The sequence below is a fragment of the Citrobacter sp. RHB36-C18 genome, from assembly GCF_013814485.1.
Classification (GTDB): domain Bacteria; phylum Pseudomonadota; class Gammaproteobacteria; order Enterobacterales; family Enterobacteriaceae; genus Citrobacter; species Citrobacter braakii.
Map to the genome: position 1 here is coordinate 3930089 of NZ_CP057125.1, position 14603 is coordinate 3944691.

The 14603-nt window shown below is 52.8% G+C and carries 15 protein-coding genes; 8 read left to right on the top strand and 7 right to left on the bottom strand.

Annotation, left to right across the window (positions count from 1 at the left end):
• Nucleotides 1–38: 38 nt before the first annotated feature.
• The 5 genes from pcnB to panD all read left to right on the top strand — a co-directional run bounded on the left by pcnB (nucleotide 39) and on the right by panD (nucleotide 4277).
• Nucleotides 39–1433, top strand: a complete 1395-nt coding sequence (pcnB, locus tag HVZ52_RS18765; RefSeq protein WP_220132814.1) for a polynucleotide adenylyltransferase PcnB — start codon at nucleotides 39–41, stop codon at nucleotides 1431–1433.
• A complete protein-coding gene (gene folK, locus HVZ52_RS18770) occupies nucleotides 1430–1909 on the top strand; it encodes a 2-amino-4-hydroxy-6-hydroxymethyldihydropteridine diphosphokinase (protein WP_016151739.1) in 480 nt (159 codons plus the stop codon). Before pcnB ends, folK begins: the two co-directional genes overlap by 4 nt.
• A 120-nt stretch (nucleotides 1910–2029) precedes the next feature.
• Nucleotides 2030–2821 (top strand): 3-methyl-2-oxobutanoate hydroxymethyltransferase, encoded by a 792-nt coding sequence (panB, locus tag HVZ52_RS18775; protein ID WP_003829230.1) that lies wholly within the window; start codon nucleotides 2030–2032, stop codon nucleotides 2819–2821.
• 125 nt (nucleotides 2822–2946) lie between these two features.
• A complete protein-coding gene (gene panC, locus HVZ52_RS18780) occupies nucleotides 2947–3801 on the top strand; it encodes a pantoate--beta-alanine ligase (protein WP_181598577.1) in 855 nt (284 codons plus the stop codon).
• A gap of 95 nt (nucleotides 3802–3896) precedes the next feature.
• Nucleotides 3897–4277: an aspartate 1-decarboxylase gene (panD, locus tag HVZ52_RS18785; protein ID WP_000621526.1), complete on the top strand. Its 381-nt coding sequence runs from the start codon at nucleotides 3897–3899 to the stop codon at nucleotides 4275–4277.
• Nucleotides 4278–4283: 6 nt separating this feature from the next.
• Here panD and HVZ52_RS18790 read toward each other — a convergent pair whose 3' ends face one another.
• From HVZ52_RS18790 to HVZ52_RS18805, 4 genes are all read right to left on the bottom strand, one after another.
• Nucleotides 4284–5513, bottom strand: coding sequence for a polysaccharide deacetylase family protein (locus tag HVZ52_RS18790; protein WP_016151736.1), 1230 nt, complete (start codon nucleotides 5511–5513; stop codon nucleotides 4284–4286).
• 61 nt (nucleotides 5514–5574) lie between these two features.
• Nucleotides 5575–6015, bottom strand: a complete 441-nt coding sequence (locus HVZ52_RS18795) for a PTS sugar transporter subunit IIA (RefSeq protein WP_181598578.1) — start codon at nucleotides 6013–6015, stop codon at nucleotides 5575–5577.
• Between the two features lie 103 nt (nucleotides 6016–6118).
• Nucleotides 6119–6889, bottom strand: coding sequence for an ABC transporter permease (locus tag HVZ52_RS18800; protein WP_003829467.1), 771 nt, complete (start codon nucleotides 6887–6889; stop codon nucleotides 6119–6121).
• A complete protein-coding gene (locus HVZ52_RS18805; RefSeq protein WP_016155710.1) occupies nucleotides 6886–7812 on the bottom strand; it encodes an ABC transporter ATP-binding protein in 927 nt (308 codons plus the stop codon). Before HVZ52_RS18805 ends, HVZ52_RS18800 begins: the two co-directional genes overlap by 4 nt.
• 101 nt (nucleotides 7813–7913) lie before the next feature.
• On the opposite strand from HVZ52_RS18805, the gene can reads away from it, so the two are divergent.
• Complete coding sequence (can, locus tag HVZ52_RS18810) at nucleotides 7914–8603, top strand: carbonate dehydratase (protein ID WP_016151733.1); 690 nt, start codon at nucleotides 7914–7916, stop codon at nucleotides 8601–8603.
• A 70-nt stretch (nucleotides 8604–8673) separates the two neighbouring features.
• Here the strand turns inward: can and hpt are convergent, their stop codons facing one another.
• A complete protein-coding gene (gene hpt, locus HVZ52_RS18815; RefSeq protein WP_016151732.1) occupies nucleotides 8674–9210 on the bottom strand; it encodes a hypoxanthine phosphoribosyltransferase in 537 nt (178 codons plus the stop codon).
• A 203-nt stretch (nucleotides 9211–9413) separates the two neighbouring features.
• Here hpt and HVZ52_RS18820 point away from each other — a divergent pair, with 203 nt between their 5' ends.
• Nucleotides 9414–11804, top strand: coding sequence for a glucose/quinate/shikimate family membrane-bound PQQ-dependent dehydrogenase (locus tag HVZ52_RS18820; RefSeq protein ID WP_181598579.1), 2391 nt, complete (start codon nucleotides 9414–9416; stop codon nucleotides 11802–11804).
• Between the two features lie 34 nt (nucleotides 11805–11838).
• On the opposite strand, the gene HVZ52_RS18825 is transcribed toward HVZ52_RS18820, so the two are convergent.
• Both HVZ52_RS18825 and cueO read right to left on the bottom strand, forming a co-directional pair.
• Nucleotides 11839–12360 (bottom strand): hypothetical protein, encoded by a 522-nt coding sequence (locus HVZ52_RS18825; protein ID WP_080859360.1) that lies wholly within the window; start codon nucleotides 12358–12360, stop codon nucleotides 11839–11841.
• Nucleotides 12361–12481: 121 nt separating this feature from the next.
• Entirely contained in the window at nucleotides 12482–14098 is a 1617-nt protein-coding gene (gene cueO, locus HVZ52_RS18830) for a multicopper oxidase CueO (RefSeq protein ID WP_181598580.1), read from the bottom strand.
• Nucleotides 14099–14251: 153 nt separating this feature from the next.
• Here cueO and HVZ52_RS18835 point away from each other — a divergent pair, with 153 nt between their 5' ends.
• Entirely contained in the window at nucleotides 14252–14599 is a 348-nt protein-coding gene (locus tag HVZ52_RS18835; RefSeq protein ID WP_003018667.1) for a YacC family pilotin-like protein, read from the top strand.
• Nucleotides 14600–14603 lie beyond the last annotated feature (4 nt).

Sequence of the window (14603 nt, forward strand, 5' to 3'; positions counted from 1 at the left end):
CTTGTTCTGATTGAAGTTTGACACTACCGAGGTGCACTATTTTTACCCGAGTCGCTAATTTTTGCCGCAAGGTGCTAAGCCGCGAGGAGCGCGAGGCCGAGCTCGCCGTCGCCCGTCCACATATGACGGTAATCCCGCGTGAGCAGCACTCTATCTCCCGCAAAGATATCAGTGAAAATGCCCTGAAGGTAATGTACAGGCTCAATAAGGCCGGATACGAGGCATGGCTGGTTGGCGGAGGCGTACGCGATCTTTTGCTGGGCAAAAAGCCGAAAGATTTTGATGTCACGACTAACGCCACGCCAGATCAGGTGCGAAAACTGTTTCGTAACTGTCGTCTGGTTGGTCGCCGTTTCCGTCTGGCCCATGTCATGTTTGGCCCGGAAATTATCGAAGTGGCAACTTTCCGTGGTCATCATGAAGGCAGCGAGTCCGATCGCACAACCTCACAGCGCGGACAAAACGGTATGCTGCTGCGCGACAACATCTTCGGCTCCATCGAAGAAGATGCCCAGCGTCGCGACTTCACGATTAACAGCCTGTATTACAGCGTGGCCGATTTCACCGTGCGTGATTACGTTGGTGGCATGCAGGATCTCGAAGAGGGCATCGTTCGCCTGATCGGTAATCCGGAAACGCGCTACCGCGAAGACCCTGTACGTATGCTGCGGGCCGTGCGCTTTGCCGCCAAGCTCGACATGCGTATCAGCCCGGAAACCGCTGAGCCAATCCCGCGTCTGGCAACACTGCTTAACGATATTCCCCCCGCACGCCTGTTTGAAGAAGCACTCAAACTGTTACAGGCGGGCTATGGGTATGAAACCTATATAAAACTGCGTGAGTACAGCCTGTTCCAGCCGCTGTTCCCCACCATTACGCGCTATTTCACCGAAGACGGTGACAGCCCAATGGAACGCATCATCGCTCAGGTGCTGAAGAATACCGATAACCGCATCCACAATGATATGCGCGTTAACCCGGCGTTCTTGTTCGCCGCCATGTTCTGGTATCCGTTACTGGAAGCTGCGCAGAAAATTGCCCAGGAAAGCGGTCTGGCTTACTACGATGCCTTCGCACTGGCGATGAACGACGTACTGGATGAAGCCTGCCGCTCGCTGGCGATCCCGAAACGTCTGACCTCGCTGACCCGTGATATCTGGCAGTTGCAGCTACGCATGTCTCGTCGCCAGGGCAAACGCGCCTGGAAGCTGATGGAGCATCCGAAGTTCCGCGCCGCTTACGATCTGCTGGCCCTGCGTGCCGAAGTGGAAAACAACGCTGAGCTGCAGCGTCTGGCGCAGTGGTGGGGAGAATTCCAGGTTTCAGCACCGCCGGAACAAAAAGGCATGCTCAACGAACTCGACGAAGAACCGGAACGCCGTCGTCATCGTCGCCCGCGTAAACGCGCCCCGCGCCGTGAAGGTTCCGCGTGACCATCGCCTATATCGCTCTCGGCAGTAATCTGGCCTCTCCTCTGGAGCAGGTTAATGCTGCCGTAAAAGCGATTGGCGACATTCCCGACAGCCGTATCGTCGCTGTTTCCTCCTTTTACCGTACACCGCCATTAGGCCCACAGGATCAGCCAGATTACCTGAACGCTGCCGTGGCGCTGGAAACCACTCTCGCTCCCGAAGAATTGCTTAATCATACCCAACGCATTGAGCTGCAACAGGGACGCGTACGTAAAGCCGAACGCTGGGGGCCGCGCACTCTGGACCTCGATATTATGCTGTTTGGCGATGAAGTGATTAACACCGAACGTCTGACCGTGCCGCACTATGACATGAAAAACCGTGGTTTTATGCTGTGGCCGCTCGCTGAAATCGCACCTGAGCTTATCTTCCCGGAGGGTATCAGCCTGCATCAGCACCTCACCCATCTTGGTGCCGCAAAACCTGCACACTGGTAAAGTATCCTCTCCCCTTCAGCGTTTACTACTTTAGTGCCAAACGGTTGCTTAAAACAATTGCCCCCCTGAATGTGACTGTTAGAATGCCGATAAATATGACTTTCATCATCAGGAAATGTTATGAAACCCACCACCATTTCACTGCTGCAGAAATGCAAGCAAGAGAAAAAACGCTTCGCGACCATTACCGCCTACGACTACAGCTTCGCTAAGTTATTTGCCGACGAAGGCATTAATGTGATGCTGGTTGGCGACTCGCTGGGCATGACGATTCAGGGGCATGACTCCACCCTACCGGTCACCGTTGAAGATATTGCTTACCACACTCGTGCCGTACGTCGTGGCGCTCCCAACTGTCTGCTGCTCTCCGACCTGCCATTTATGGCTTACGCCACGCCGGAACAAGCATTTGAAAACGCCGCGGTGGTGATGCGGGCGGGCGCTAATATGGTCAAAATTGAAGGCGGCGCCTGGCTGGTGGATACGGTAAAAATGCTCACCGAACGCGCCGTACCGGTTTGCGGTCATCTGGGATTAACACCGCAGTCGGTGAATATTTTCGGCGGCTATAAAATTCAGGGCCGCGGCGACGCCGGGCAGGTATTGCTGGATGACGCGCTGGCCTTAGAAGCCGCTGGCGCTCAGTTGCTGGTGCTGGAGTGCGTGCCGGTTGAGTTGGCGAAGCGCGTCACCGAAGCGCTGTCGATTCCGGTTATCGGAATCGGCGCTGGTAACGTCACCGATGGACAAATCCTCGTCATGCACGATGCCTTTGGTATTACCGGTGGCCACATCCCGAAATTTGCAAAGAATTTCCTCAATGAAGCAGGCGACATGCGCGCCGCAGTGCGGCAGTATATGGCTGAAGTGGAGTCCGGCGTTTATCCGGGCGAAGAACACAGTTTCCACTAATTTTTCAGGCCATATATCGGCCTGAAAAGCGTAGCGCCATCAGGCGGTTCGCTGCATGTTGCCGGATGGCGGCGTAAACGCCTTATCCGGCCTACGGTTCCTCAGGCAACTCAAGGAGTCTTGTCGTGTTAATCATTGAAACCCTGCCGCTGCTGCGCCAGCATATTCGTCGTCTGCGTCAGGAAGGCAAACGCGTCGCTCTGGTTCCCACCATGGGCAACCTGCACGACGGCCATATGAAGCTGGTCGATGAGGCAAAAGCGCGGGCTGATGTGGTGATCGTCAGCATTTTCGTCAACCCGATGCAGTTTGACCGACCGGACGATCTGGTGCGCTATCCACGCACGCTGCAGGAAGATTGTGAAAAGCTGAACAAGCGTAAAGTCGATTATGTTTTTGCGCCAGCCGTTGAGGAAATCTACCCGCAGGGGCTGGAAGGCCAGACGTTCGTTGAAGTTCCCGGTCTCTCCACCATGCTGGAAGGCGCCAGCCGTCCAGGCCATTTCCGTGGCGTTTCCACTATCGTCAGCAAGCTGTTTAACCTGATCCAGCCAGATATCGCCTGCTTTGGCGAGAAAGATTTCCAGCAGCTCGCGCTGATCAGCAAAATGGTGGCGGATCTGGGTTATGACATTGAGATCGTTGGCGTGCCGATTATTCGCGCCAAAGACGGTCTGGCGCTTAGCTCACGTAACGGCTATCTGACCGCAGAGCAGCGAAAAATTGCGCCGGGTCTGCACAAAGTGATGAACGGCATCGCTGAAAAGCTGCTTGCTGGCCATCGTGACCAGGAAGAGATTATTGCCATTGCCGAGCAGGAACTGAATGAAAAAGGCTTCCGTGCCGACGATATTCAGATTCGTGATGCCGACACGCTGCTGGAGCTGACGGAAACCAGTAAACGCGCGGTGATTCTGGCCGCCGCCTGGCTGGGTCAGGCACGTCTGATCGATAATCAAAGCGTTACATTAGCCCAGTAGACAGGGGTTAAAAATCAGGCAATACTGCCTGAGAATTTCTCAAAGCAGGCCAGTAGTGCCTGCTTAGCCAAGGTAAACGACAGGGTATAGAAGTTATGATTCGCACCATGCTGCAAGGCAAGCTCCACCGCGTAAAAGTCACGCAGGCGGACCTGCACTACGAAGGCTCCTGCGCCATCGACCAGGATTTCCTCGATGCCTCTGGTATTCTGGAAAACGAAGCTATTGATATCTGGAACGTGACCAACGGTAAACGTTTCTCAACCTATGCGATTGCGGCTGAACGCGGCTCCAGAATCATCTCGGTGAACGGCGCAGCGGCGCACTGTGCTGAAGTCGGCGACATTGTGATTATCGCCAGCTTCGTCACCATGTCTGATGAAGAAGCCCGCACCTGGCGTCCGAAAGTGGCCTACTTTGAAGGCGACAACGAAATGAAGCGCACCGCGAAAGCCATTCCGGTACAGGTTGCCTGACAGCCCTTACCCCTGCGGCTGATTACTTATCAGCCGCGACATCGTCTCCAGCGAATCCGTTCTTAAAATATAAAGTCTTTTCAATAAGAACGGATTATCCCCCGGTTTAACCTTCCCTCTCACCGTGGTGACCGCCATGTGGAATCCCGCGTCGCCTGCCGCTTTTACTGCGGTGGCGTTATAGCCGCCAAACGGGTAAGAAAGATAAAGAACGTGAGGGTTAAACTGAGACAACGCCCGACGCGAACGGGCGAAATCAAACAGAATATTATGATAGCTGCGACTCAGCAGGATTGGCCGGTGATTCGCATCAACCCGATGTAAAAAATGGGTATGCGACTGGAAGTCGAACACGTCCCTGATCTCATTCAGTTCCGCGATGCTCATAAACTGCAGTGATTTCGGATCCCACTTCTGCGGGTGGCGCTTGATACGTGAGGAGATAATAAACGCCGTTGCCTTCATGCCGTGCTGCTTCAGAATCGGGTAAGCATAACGACTCACCGACTTCAGACCATCATCAAAAGTCAGCACCACTGCCCGCGCCGGGAGATTCATATTGTTGCGAACATAGCCTTCCAGTTGGTACATCGTCAACGTGGTGTAACCGCGGTCCTGTAGCCAGGCCATCTGGTTGCTGAAGGCGCGTACGGAGGTTGTCGTGGAGGTGTGACGAAAACGGGTATTCTCTTCATCGCGCAGAATATGGTGATAGGTTAACACCGGGATACCGTTGTCTTCCTGCGCATCCAGAGCGCTGATATAGGCCAGTCTGCCGCCAATACGGATCTGGTACCAGGTTTGGTTGAGACGGTCTTTAAGCTTGCTGATAACCGGATAACGCAGATTATCCGCCAGCACGCCAAACGGGGCGCTACCAACATCCGGAGCGTTATAAACCGGCGTATCTTTCCAGGTGATCAGGCTTTGGTTGCTGAGGGGTTTATTGAGATCGCCCAGACCATCGTCGACTTTCTGCCGCCCCTGCACAGGCTCCAGATGCCCCTTATCAATAAACCCGGTACCAAAACCAAAGGTAAATTCGTAATAGTCTGCCGCAATTGGCTCAACGGCGAGGATCTGCCCGGCGCGAATATTTCCTACCGTCACCATCTTGTTGCCAATCTGCGCCCACACGGCGGCTGCTTCGGTGGTTTGCATGTAGCGAGCAGGCAAAGCCGCAGCTATGCTGCCAGAAAACAGGAGCAATAAAACAAGCAGAACGCGCATCACCATATGAGATAACCGAGGCGAGAAACCCCGGCTATTGTAGCAAAAGCGCCATCAATACCAATGATTAATACTCATACAAATCATGCTTCAATACGAAGGGGGGATTTTTCTGTTGTTGATGCCAGAGGCTAGAGACTTCGGGCCCGCCAAGCGCAACGATGCTATCACGAAACGCAGAACTGCTCATCGATTCCCGCGACGAAAGCATTCGCTCAAGCAATGGATAACTGATACCTGAAATCACTTCACACTGGGGATGTTTATGGCTCATTAACGAAGCCACGCGGTAAGGCGCGGCCCCGGCCATATCCGTCAGGAATATCACACCCTCGCCAGAGTCTGTAGCATGCAGGGCATGGCACATCATGCGGCTTAGCATATTCGAGCTAAGCCCACACCAAAAACTCACCGCCTGGCATTGAACCAACGGGCCGTACTTTTTCTCCAGATGATGCAGCATATCCTGTGCCTTATCATCATGACAGGTAATTACCCAACCTAGCATTGCCTACCTCCTTAGCAGGCAAGTAGTTTATCAGGGTGATAAATCCGTAATGGTGATAAGCATCAAAAGTCTTCCTCTCCCGGGTAAGGAGAGGAAGAAAGACTTAGCTGCGCAGGCCGCGTCCGCGCTGAATCAGGTACCAGCACAGCAAATAAAACGCCGCGATAAACACCACCAGCACGCCAAAGGTGGTGACCAGCGGAACATCATGGATCCCCAGGAAGCCGTAACGGAAACCGCTAATCATGTAGACAATCGGGTTCAGATGGGACAGTCCCTGCCAGAACGGCGGCAGCAACGTTAACGAATAGAAAACGCCGCCCAGATAGGTCAGCGGAGTCAGCACGAAGGTTGGGATCAGGCTGATATCGTCAAAGGTTTTAGCGAAAACCGCGTTCAACAGACCGGCCAACGAAAACAGCACCGCCGTTAACACCAGCGTAAGCGCCACAAAGACCCAGGAATGCACCTGGAACGGCACGAAGAACAGCGAAATCGCTGTTACCAGGATCCCTACGCACAGGCCACGCGCCACGCCGCCGCCAACAAAGCCGGCGATGATCACGTGCGTCGGTACCGGAGCGACCAGTAGCTCTTCAATGTTGCGTTGAAACTTGGCGCTGAAGAATGACGATGCCACGTTGGCGTACGAGTTGGTAATTACCGCCATCATAATCAGCCCTGGCACGATAAACTGCATGTAGCTAAAACCATGCATTTCGCCGATACGCGAGCCGATCAGGTTACCAAAGATAATAAAATAGAGCGTCATAGTAATGACGGGGGGAACCAGAGTCTGGACCCAGATACGCATAAAGCGGTGGATCTCTTTCGCCCAGATGCTTTTCAGCGCAACCCAATAAAGCTGCATCATGCGCGATCTCCTTGTTTTTCATGCACCAGAGAAACAAACAGTTCTTCCAGTCGGTTCGCTTTGTTTCGCATACTCAATACCTGAATGCCCTGGGCGCTCAGCTGTGAGAACACGCTGTTGACCCCCTGTTCACGCAGTACTTCAACTTCCAGTGTGGAGGTATCCACCAGCCGGTAATGATAGCCCTCCAGTTTTGGCAGCGGGCTTTTCGGCGCCAGATCGAGAATAAAGGTCTCGGATTTCAGCTTAGAGAGCAGGCTCTTCATCGAGGTGTTTTCCACCAGCTCGCCGTGCTGAATAATGCCGATGTTGCGACACAGCATTTCCGCTTCTTCGAGATAGTGAGTGGTCAGAATAATCGTGGTGCCTTTGTCGTTTAAATCCTTTAAAAAACCCCACATTGAACGACGCAGCTCAATATCGACCCCCGCCGTCGGTTCATCAAGGATGAGTAATTTAGGCTCGTGCATTAGTGCGCGGGCAATCATCAGACGGCGTTTCATCCCGCCGGAGAGCATGCGCGCGCGCTCGTTACGTTTTTCCCATAAATCGAGCTGCTTTAAATATAATTCGCTGCGTTTGACCGCCTCTTTATACTCAACGCCGTAATAACCCGCCTGGTTGACTACGATCTGCTGCACGGTTTCAAACGGGTTAAAATTAAACTCCTGCGGTACCAGACCAAGCTGGCGTTTCGCATTAACGGTATCTTTTTCAAGATCGTATCCGAAGACGCTCACCCGCCCAGAGGTTTTATTCACCAGCGAGCTGATTATCCCGATGGTGGTGGACTTGCCTGCGCCATTCGGTCCCAAAAGCGCATAAAAATCCCCCGCTTCGACTTGCAAATCTATTCCGCGTAACGCCTGAACGCCACCGGGATAGGTTTTTTTAAGTTGTTGAAGTTCCAGAGCAATGGTCATGGTTTTTTACTTACCTTACATTCTAATGCTTGATATTTGGTTTTAATAAATCAGGAGTTACCCTATATTAGCGCAACGCAATTCAATTGGTTACAGCCTCCATGAAAGACATAGATACACTCATCAGCAACAACGCGCTATGGTCAAAGATGCTGGTAGAAGAGGATCCCGGATTTTTTGAAACGCTGACTCACGCACAAAATCCGCGCTTTTTATGGATTGGATGTTCCGACAGTCGCGTTCCCGCAGAACGTTTAACCGGTCTTGAGCCGGGTGAATTATTTGTTCACCGTAATGTTGCCAATCTGGTTATTCACACCGACCTGAACTGTCTCTCAGTGGTTCAGTATGCGGTGGATGTGCTGGAAGTGGAACATATTATTATTTGCGGCCACTATGGATGTGGTGGCGTACAGGCAGCTATTGAAAATAAAGAACAGGGGCTGATTGATAACTGGTTACTGCATATTCGCGATATCTGGTTTAAACACAGTTCACTGCTGGGCGAAATGCCGCAGGAACGTCGCATTGACACCCTGTGCGAACTGAATGTAATGGAGCAGGTCTACAACTTGGGCCACTCAACCATCATGCGTTCAGCCTGGAAGCGCGGTCAGAAAGTTACCATTCACGGCTGGGCTTACGGTATTCATGATGGCCTGCTGCGCGATCTGGACGTCACCGCCACCAGTCGCGAGACGCTGGAGCAGCGCTATCGCCAGGGGCTGTCTAACCTCAGCCAGAAACATACCAATCACAAGCAGATACCAACAAGCGGCAGCGACGCTTAAGTCGCTTTTCGGCCTGCGGGGAAGTATCGTGCAGGCCGAATAAGCAAAGCGCCATCAGGCGCTCCCGACATTACTCGTCCAGCAGCACCACTTTGCCAACGTACGGCAGATGGCGATAACGCTGGGCATAGTCAATGCCATAGCCGACAACAAACTCATCTGGGATAGAGAATCCGATAAACTCAACCGGAACATCCACTTCACGACGGGTAGGTTTGTCCAGCAGCGTACAAATAGCCAGGGATTTCGGCTCGCGCAGGCTCAGAATCTCACGCACTTTGGACAACGTGTTACCGGAGTCGATGATGTCTTCGACAATCAGCACGTCCTTGCCACGAATGTCTTCATCCAGGTCTTTCAGGATTTTAACATCGCGCGTGGTGGACATTCCGCTGCCATAGCTGGAAGCAGTCATGAAATCGACTTCGTGGGAGACATGCACTTCACGGCACAGGTCGGCCATAAACATAAATGAGCCGCGTAACAGACCAACCAGCACCATATCGCTGCCGCTGTCCTTGTAACGTTCGTTAATCTGACGTCCCAGTTCAGCAATACGCGCTTTGATCTCCGCTTCCGGGATCATGACTTCAACAGTATGTTTCATATCTCTAACCATATGATTTAAAAACAAATCACTCAATGCTAACTTTTAATAAGCCAGCATCTAAGCGCAAGGCACGCAGTATACCAGCAAAAGCATTCATACGCGGCATCTGTTGATAAAGTTCATAATGTGACGTTTATCACGCGTTTTAGCTCCTATAATTAACTGCTATTAAAGAAATAACACCTGTGATGGTATTTTTTATGGCAAATAACAACGTACGTTCTCAACGGCTTATCGTGACCCTGAGCGCCCTGTTTGCGGCACTTTGTGGACTATATCTCCTGATTGGTGGAGGCTGGCTGGTCGCCATCGGTGGCTCCTGGTATTACCCGATCGCGGGCCTTGCCATGCTCGGTGTGGCTCTCCTGTTGTGGCGCAGTAACCGATCCGCCCTTTGGCTGTATGCCGCCCTGCTTCTCGCCACCATGATTTGGGGCGTCTGGGAAGTCGGCTTTGATTTCTGGGCGCTGACGCCGCGTAGCGACATCCTAGTCTTCTTTGGTATCTGGCTTATCCTGCCTTTCGTCTGGCATCGCCTGATTATCCCTTCCAGTGGCGCAGTAGCGGCGCTGGTGGTGGCCCTGCTGATTAGCGGCGGTATCCTGACCTGGGCTGGCTTCAACGACCCACAAGAGGTTCACGGCACGCTGAGTGCAGATACCTCTCAGGCCGATGCAATCTCAGCGGTTGCCGACGAGGACTGGCCGGCTTACGGTCGCAATCAGGAAGGTCAGCGCTACTCACCGTTAAAACAAATTAACGCTGACAACGTTCATCAGTTGAAAGAAGCCTGGGTATTTCGTACCGGGGATTTAAAACAACCCAACGATCCCGGTGAAATCACCAATGAAGTCACGCCAATAAAAGTGGGGGATACTCTTTATCTGTGTACCGCCCACCAGCGGCTGTTCGCCCTGGATGCGGCCAGCGGTAAAGAGAAGTGGCATTTCGATCCCCAACTCAATACCAATACCAGCTTCCAGCACGTAACCTGTCGCGGCGTTTCTTATCATGAAGCCAAACCGGATACGGTTTCTGCAGAGGTGATGGCCGACTGTCCGCGCCGCATCCTTTTGCCGGTCAATGATGGTCGACTGTTTGCCTTGAATGCCGAGACCGGCAAGCTGTGCGAAACCTTCGCCAATAAAGGTATTTTAAATCTGCAGACCAATATGCCGGATACCTCACCGGGCCTGTACGAACCGACGTCTCCCCCGATAATCACCGATAAAACTATCGTTATTGCCGGGTCGGTAACCGATAACTACTCAACCCGCGAAACATCCGGGGTGATACGTGGTTTTGACGTCAATAACGGCAAGCTTCTGTGGGCGTTTGATCCCGGTGCCAAGGATCCTAATTTCATCCCGTCAGATGAACATACCTTCACCTTTAATTCACCCAACTCCTGGGCGCCTGCGGCCTACGACGCGAAGCTGGATCTGGTGTATCTGCCCATGGGCGTTACCACGCCGGATATCTGGGGCGGTAACCGCACACCGGAACAGGAACGTTACGCCAGCGCCATTCTGGCGTTAAATGCCGCGACCGGGAAATTGGCCTGGAGCTATCAGACCGTTCACCACGATCTGTGGGATATGGACTTACCGGCGCAGCCAACCCTGGCGGATATCAACGTCAATGGAGAGAAAATTCCGGTCATTTATGCCCCGGCAAAAACCGGTAATATCTTTGTGCTTGACCGCCGTAATGGTGAACTGGTGGTGCCTGCCCCGGAAAAACCGGTGCCGCAAGGTGCAGCCAAAGGTGATTATGTCAGCAAAACCCAGCCGTTCTCCGATCTCAGTTTCCGTCCGCAAAAAGATCTCAGTGGTGCGGATATGTGGGGCGCAACCATGTTTGATCAGTTGGTGTGCCGCGTAATGTTCCACCAGCTGCGCTATGAAGGCATTTTTACCCCGCCTTCAGAGCAAGGCACTCTGGTGTTCCCGGGTAACCTCGGCATGTTCGAATGGGGCGGCATTTCCGTTGATCCCAACCGTCAGGTAGCCATTGCCAACCCGATGGCGCTGCCGTTCGTTTCTAAGCTGATCCCACGCGGTCCCGGCAATCCGATGGAGCCGCCGAAAGATGCCAAAGGTACTGGCACGGAGTCCGGTATTCAGCCGCAGTACGGCGTACCGTTCGGCGTAACGCTTAATCCATTCCTTTCACCATTTGGCCTGCCGTGTAAACAGCCAGCATGGGGCTACATTTCCGCCGTAGATCTGAAAACCAATCAAGTAGTGTGGAAAAAACGCATTGGCACACCACAGGACAGCATGCCATTCCCAATGCCGGTTCCGGTGCCGTTCAATATGGGAATGCCGATGCTGGGTGGACCTATCTCCACCGCGGGTAACGTGCTGTTTATAGCCGCGACTGCCGATAACTATCTGCGCGCATACAACATGAGCAACGGTGAAAAACTGTGGCAGGGTCGGCTTCCGGCAGGCGGCCAGGCAACGCCGATGACGTATGAAGTTAACGGTAAGCAATATGTGGTGATATCCGCCGGGGGCCACGGCTCATTTGGCACCAAGATGGGCGATTATATCGTGGCATACGCGTTGCCGGACGACGCGAAGTAAAATGGACAACGCCCGCTAATCAGCGGGCGTTTTTTTATTCAAACTTCAGTGACAGTAACGACGCTTTTGCGGCTTCCTGATACTGAGCCACCAGATCTTTGGTCATATTGAAGGAGACCTGCACCGCTTTCTCGTTTTGCGAGGTAATCAGCAGCATATTGAGAATTTCAGTATCCGGCGCTTGAGAACGGAAAGTAATCAGCCACGCTTTATGCCCATCAACCGTGACAGGTTCCGCCTGCGGCTTGAAGTTGGTCAGCATCTTCAGTGTCGCATCCTTTGCCATATCCAACTGAGCGGCAGGCAACGCGTTGCGCCCGGCGGTAATACCTAGAGACGCTTTACCGCGTTCGTCACCGTAAATCACCTGTGGACGGTTTTCAGAAGGGTATTTGATTTTTGCCATTTCGTCCGGCATCGGCGTGAGCGTCTGCGGAATTTCGAGACTTAAATTCAGTTTTGAAATCTGTTGGCGTTCCATCTTCATCGCAGCCTGTGCCGAAACCGCCAGAAGCATAATAAAAGATGCCGTCAGTACTTTACGCAAAAGGGCCATGAATACCTCGTGATGAGTGATTAACCTCATCAGTATATGAATGCCTTTACTCGACGATAGAGTAATAATCCGTTTTTGAAATAAACATTTAGCGGATAGCGCCACCGCTATCCGCCGCTGTTTATACGGTAAAACCGAGCATCATCCCGGTGTCTTCATGCTCTAACAAATGGCAGTGCGCCATATAGGCATGTTCCTTTGGCGCGTCGTGGTCAAATTTCACCAGCACCTCGCTCACGCCGCCCTCTACCCGCACCGTATCTTTCCATCCCGCGCGGTGCGCAGCAGGCGCTTTGCCATTTTCAGACAGAATACGGAACTGCGTGCCGTGAATGTGGAACGGATGCAGCATCATGTCGCCCTGACCGGAAATCACCCAGCGTTCGTGTTGACCTTTCGCCGCGGCAAACATCGGTTTATTCATATCAAACGCCTGACCATTAATCCGGTTGGCATTATGGAAATCGAATGTTCCATGCTTCATGTTGCCCATGTCACCATGCTGCATATTCCCCATCTCACCGTGGTTCATATTGCCATGCTTCATGTTCCCGTGGCCCATATTGTCATTATTCATATGGCCCATCATCTTGCCATGATCCATACCCGCCATAGCCTGAGCGCCGTACTTCTTCATCAACATTTGCATGCCCATCATGTCGAGCATTGGGTCCATCGATAATTGCAGTTTGCGCACCGTCAGCCCCTCAAACGATGGCAGCGCCGGCATGGATGTCAGCGTATCCGGCAACGTGCCGGAAGCGGTAATCAGCAGCGGCTGAACGCGCATCACCGGATGCGGCTTATCAAATGGCGCAATCGCCATGCCCATCTGACCCACAGGCAGAGTGACCAGATCAAACGCTTTACCGTCGCTCACATCCACCAGCACTTCAAAGCGTTCGCCCATCAGCATAGGAAGTTCGGTCACTTTTACTGGCTCCGCCAACAGTCCGCCGTCGCTGGCAATAACGTACAAAGGACGATTGTCGCTGGCCGCGATATTCAGTGAGCGTGCGTTACAACCATTTAGCAGACGCAGGCGCAGCCAACCGCGCGGTGCAGCATGCTGAGGATAAATCGCCCCATTGGTCAGCAGCGTATCGCCAAACCAGCCGACGGCAGCGGTCATGATGTCCAGTTGATAGTTAACCTGACCATCAGCAGAGAACTGTTTATCCTGAATAATCACCGGCACATCATCAATGCCCCACTGCTTAGGCAGCAGCAGCTTGCGAATCTCTTCATCTTCAATCAGCACCAGTCCGGCCAGGCCCATCGCCACCTGATGACCAGTCTTCCCATGCTGATGCGGGTGGAACCAGCAGGTTGCCGCGCGCTGATCCGGTGTGAAGGTCACAGAACGTTTCCCACCCGCCGGAATAATACCTTGCGGGCCACCGTCGACTTCACCGGGGATTTCCAGCCCGTGCCAGTGCAACGTCGTCTCTTCGGCAAGCTGGTTATGGATATCCACCGTCACCGATTGCCCTTTACTCAGCTTGACCGCCGGCCCGAGCAAACTACCGTTATATCCCCAGGTCGTGGCTGTTTTACCGGCAAAACTCGACTGTCCGGCTTGCACGATCAGCTGCATACGGTTAGAGGCATCTGCGGTTAACAGGTCTGGAATGGGTAATGCGGGACGGTCTGCAGCAAATACGCTCCGGCTCCACAGAGGTAACGCTGACGCGACGCCCAGCGCCACGGAGTACTTTAAAAAGTCACGACGTTGCATAATCACTTCCTTATATTCAGCAGCTTAAGCAGGCTATCTTTTAAGCATAAGCCTTCCCCTTACGGGAAGGTCAAGTAAACGGCTAATAATAAAGGTCGTCGCTTCGCTCGCAGTGTGCTAACGTTTAAATTCCGTGATGCAGTGGTAGAAGCAATGAAGACGTTTTTCAGAACCGTTTTGTTCGGCAGCCTGATGGCCGTATGCGCAAACAGCTACGCGCTTAGTGAGTCCGAAGCCGAAGATATGGCCGATTTAACGGCAGTTTTTGTTTTTCTGAAAAATGACTGTGGATACCAGAATTTGCCAAATGGGCAGATTCGTCGCGCACTGGTCTTTTTTGCCCAGCAAAACCAGTGGGACCTAAGTAATTACGACACCTTCAATATGAAAGCGTTGGGTGAAGACAGCTACCGCGACCTCAGCGGTATAGGCATCCCAACGGCCAAGAAATGCAAAGCGCTGGCACGTGACTCCCTGAGCCTGTTGGCTTACGTTAAATAATCTC

What these genes read in the sequence shown, in the direction of transcription:
- HVZ52_RS18790 (WP_016151736.1), bottom strand. Translation starts at nt 5,513, where the DNA reads ATGGTGATGCGCGTTCTGCTTGTTTTATTGCTCCTGTTTTCTGGCAGC.
- HVZ52_RS18825 (WP_080859360.1), bottom strand. Translation starts at nt 12,360, where the DNA reads ATGGCCCTTTTGCGTAAAGTACTGACGGCATCTTTTATTATGCTTCTG.
- HVZ52_RS18800 (WP_003829467.1), bottom strand. Translation starts at nt 6,889, where the DNA reads ATGATGCAGCTTTATTGGGTTGCGCTGAAAAGCATCTGGGCGAAAGAG.
- panB (WP_003829230.1), top strand. Translation starts at nt 2,030, where the DNA reads ATGAAACCCACCACCATTTCACTGCTGCAGAAATGCAAGCAAGAGAAA.
- HVZ52_RS18805 (WP_016155710.1), bottom strand. Translation starts at nt 7,812, where the DNA reads ATGACCATTGCTCTGGAACTTCAACAACTTAAAAAAACCTATCCCGGT.
- cueO (WP_181598580.1), bottom strand. Translation starts at nt 14,098, where the DNA reads ATGCAACGTCGTGACTTTTTAAAGTACTCCGTGGCGCTGGGCGTCGCG.
- panD (WP_000621526.1), top strand. Translation starts at nt 3,897, where the DNA reads ATGATTCGCACCATGCTGCAAGGCAAGCTCCACCGCGTAAAAGTCACG.
- can (WP_016151733.1), top strand. Translation starts at nt 7,914, where the DNA reads ATGAAAGACATAGATACACTCATCAGCAACAACGCGCTATGGTCAAAG.
- HVZ52_RS18820 (WP_181598579.1), top strand. Translation starts at nt 9,414, where the DNA reads ATGGCAAATAACAACGTACGTTCTCAACGGCTTATCGTGACCCTGAGC.
- hpt (WP_016151732.1), bottom strand. Translation starts at nt 9,210, where the DNA reads ATGAAACATACTGTTGAAGTCATGATCCCGGAAGCGGAGATCAAAGCG.
- HVZ52_RS18835 (WP_003018667.1), top strand. Translation starts at nt 14,252, where the DNA reads ATGAAGACGTTTTTCAGAACCGTTTTGTTCGGCAGCCTGATGGCCGTA.
- HVZ52_RS18795 (WP_181598578.1), bottom strand. Translation starts at nt 6,015, where the DNA reads ATGCTAGGTTGGGTAATTACCTGTCATGATGATAAGGCACAGGATATG.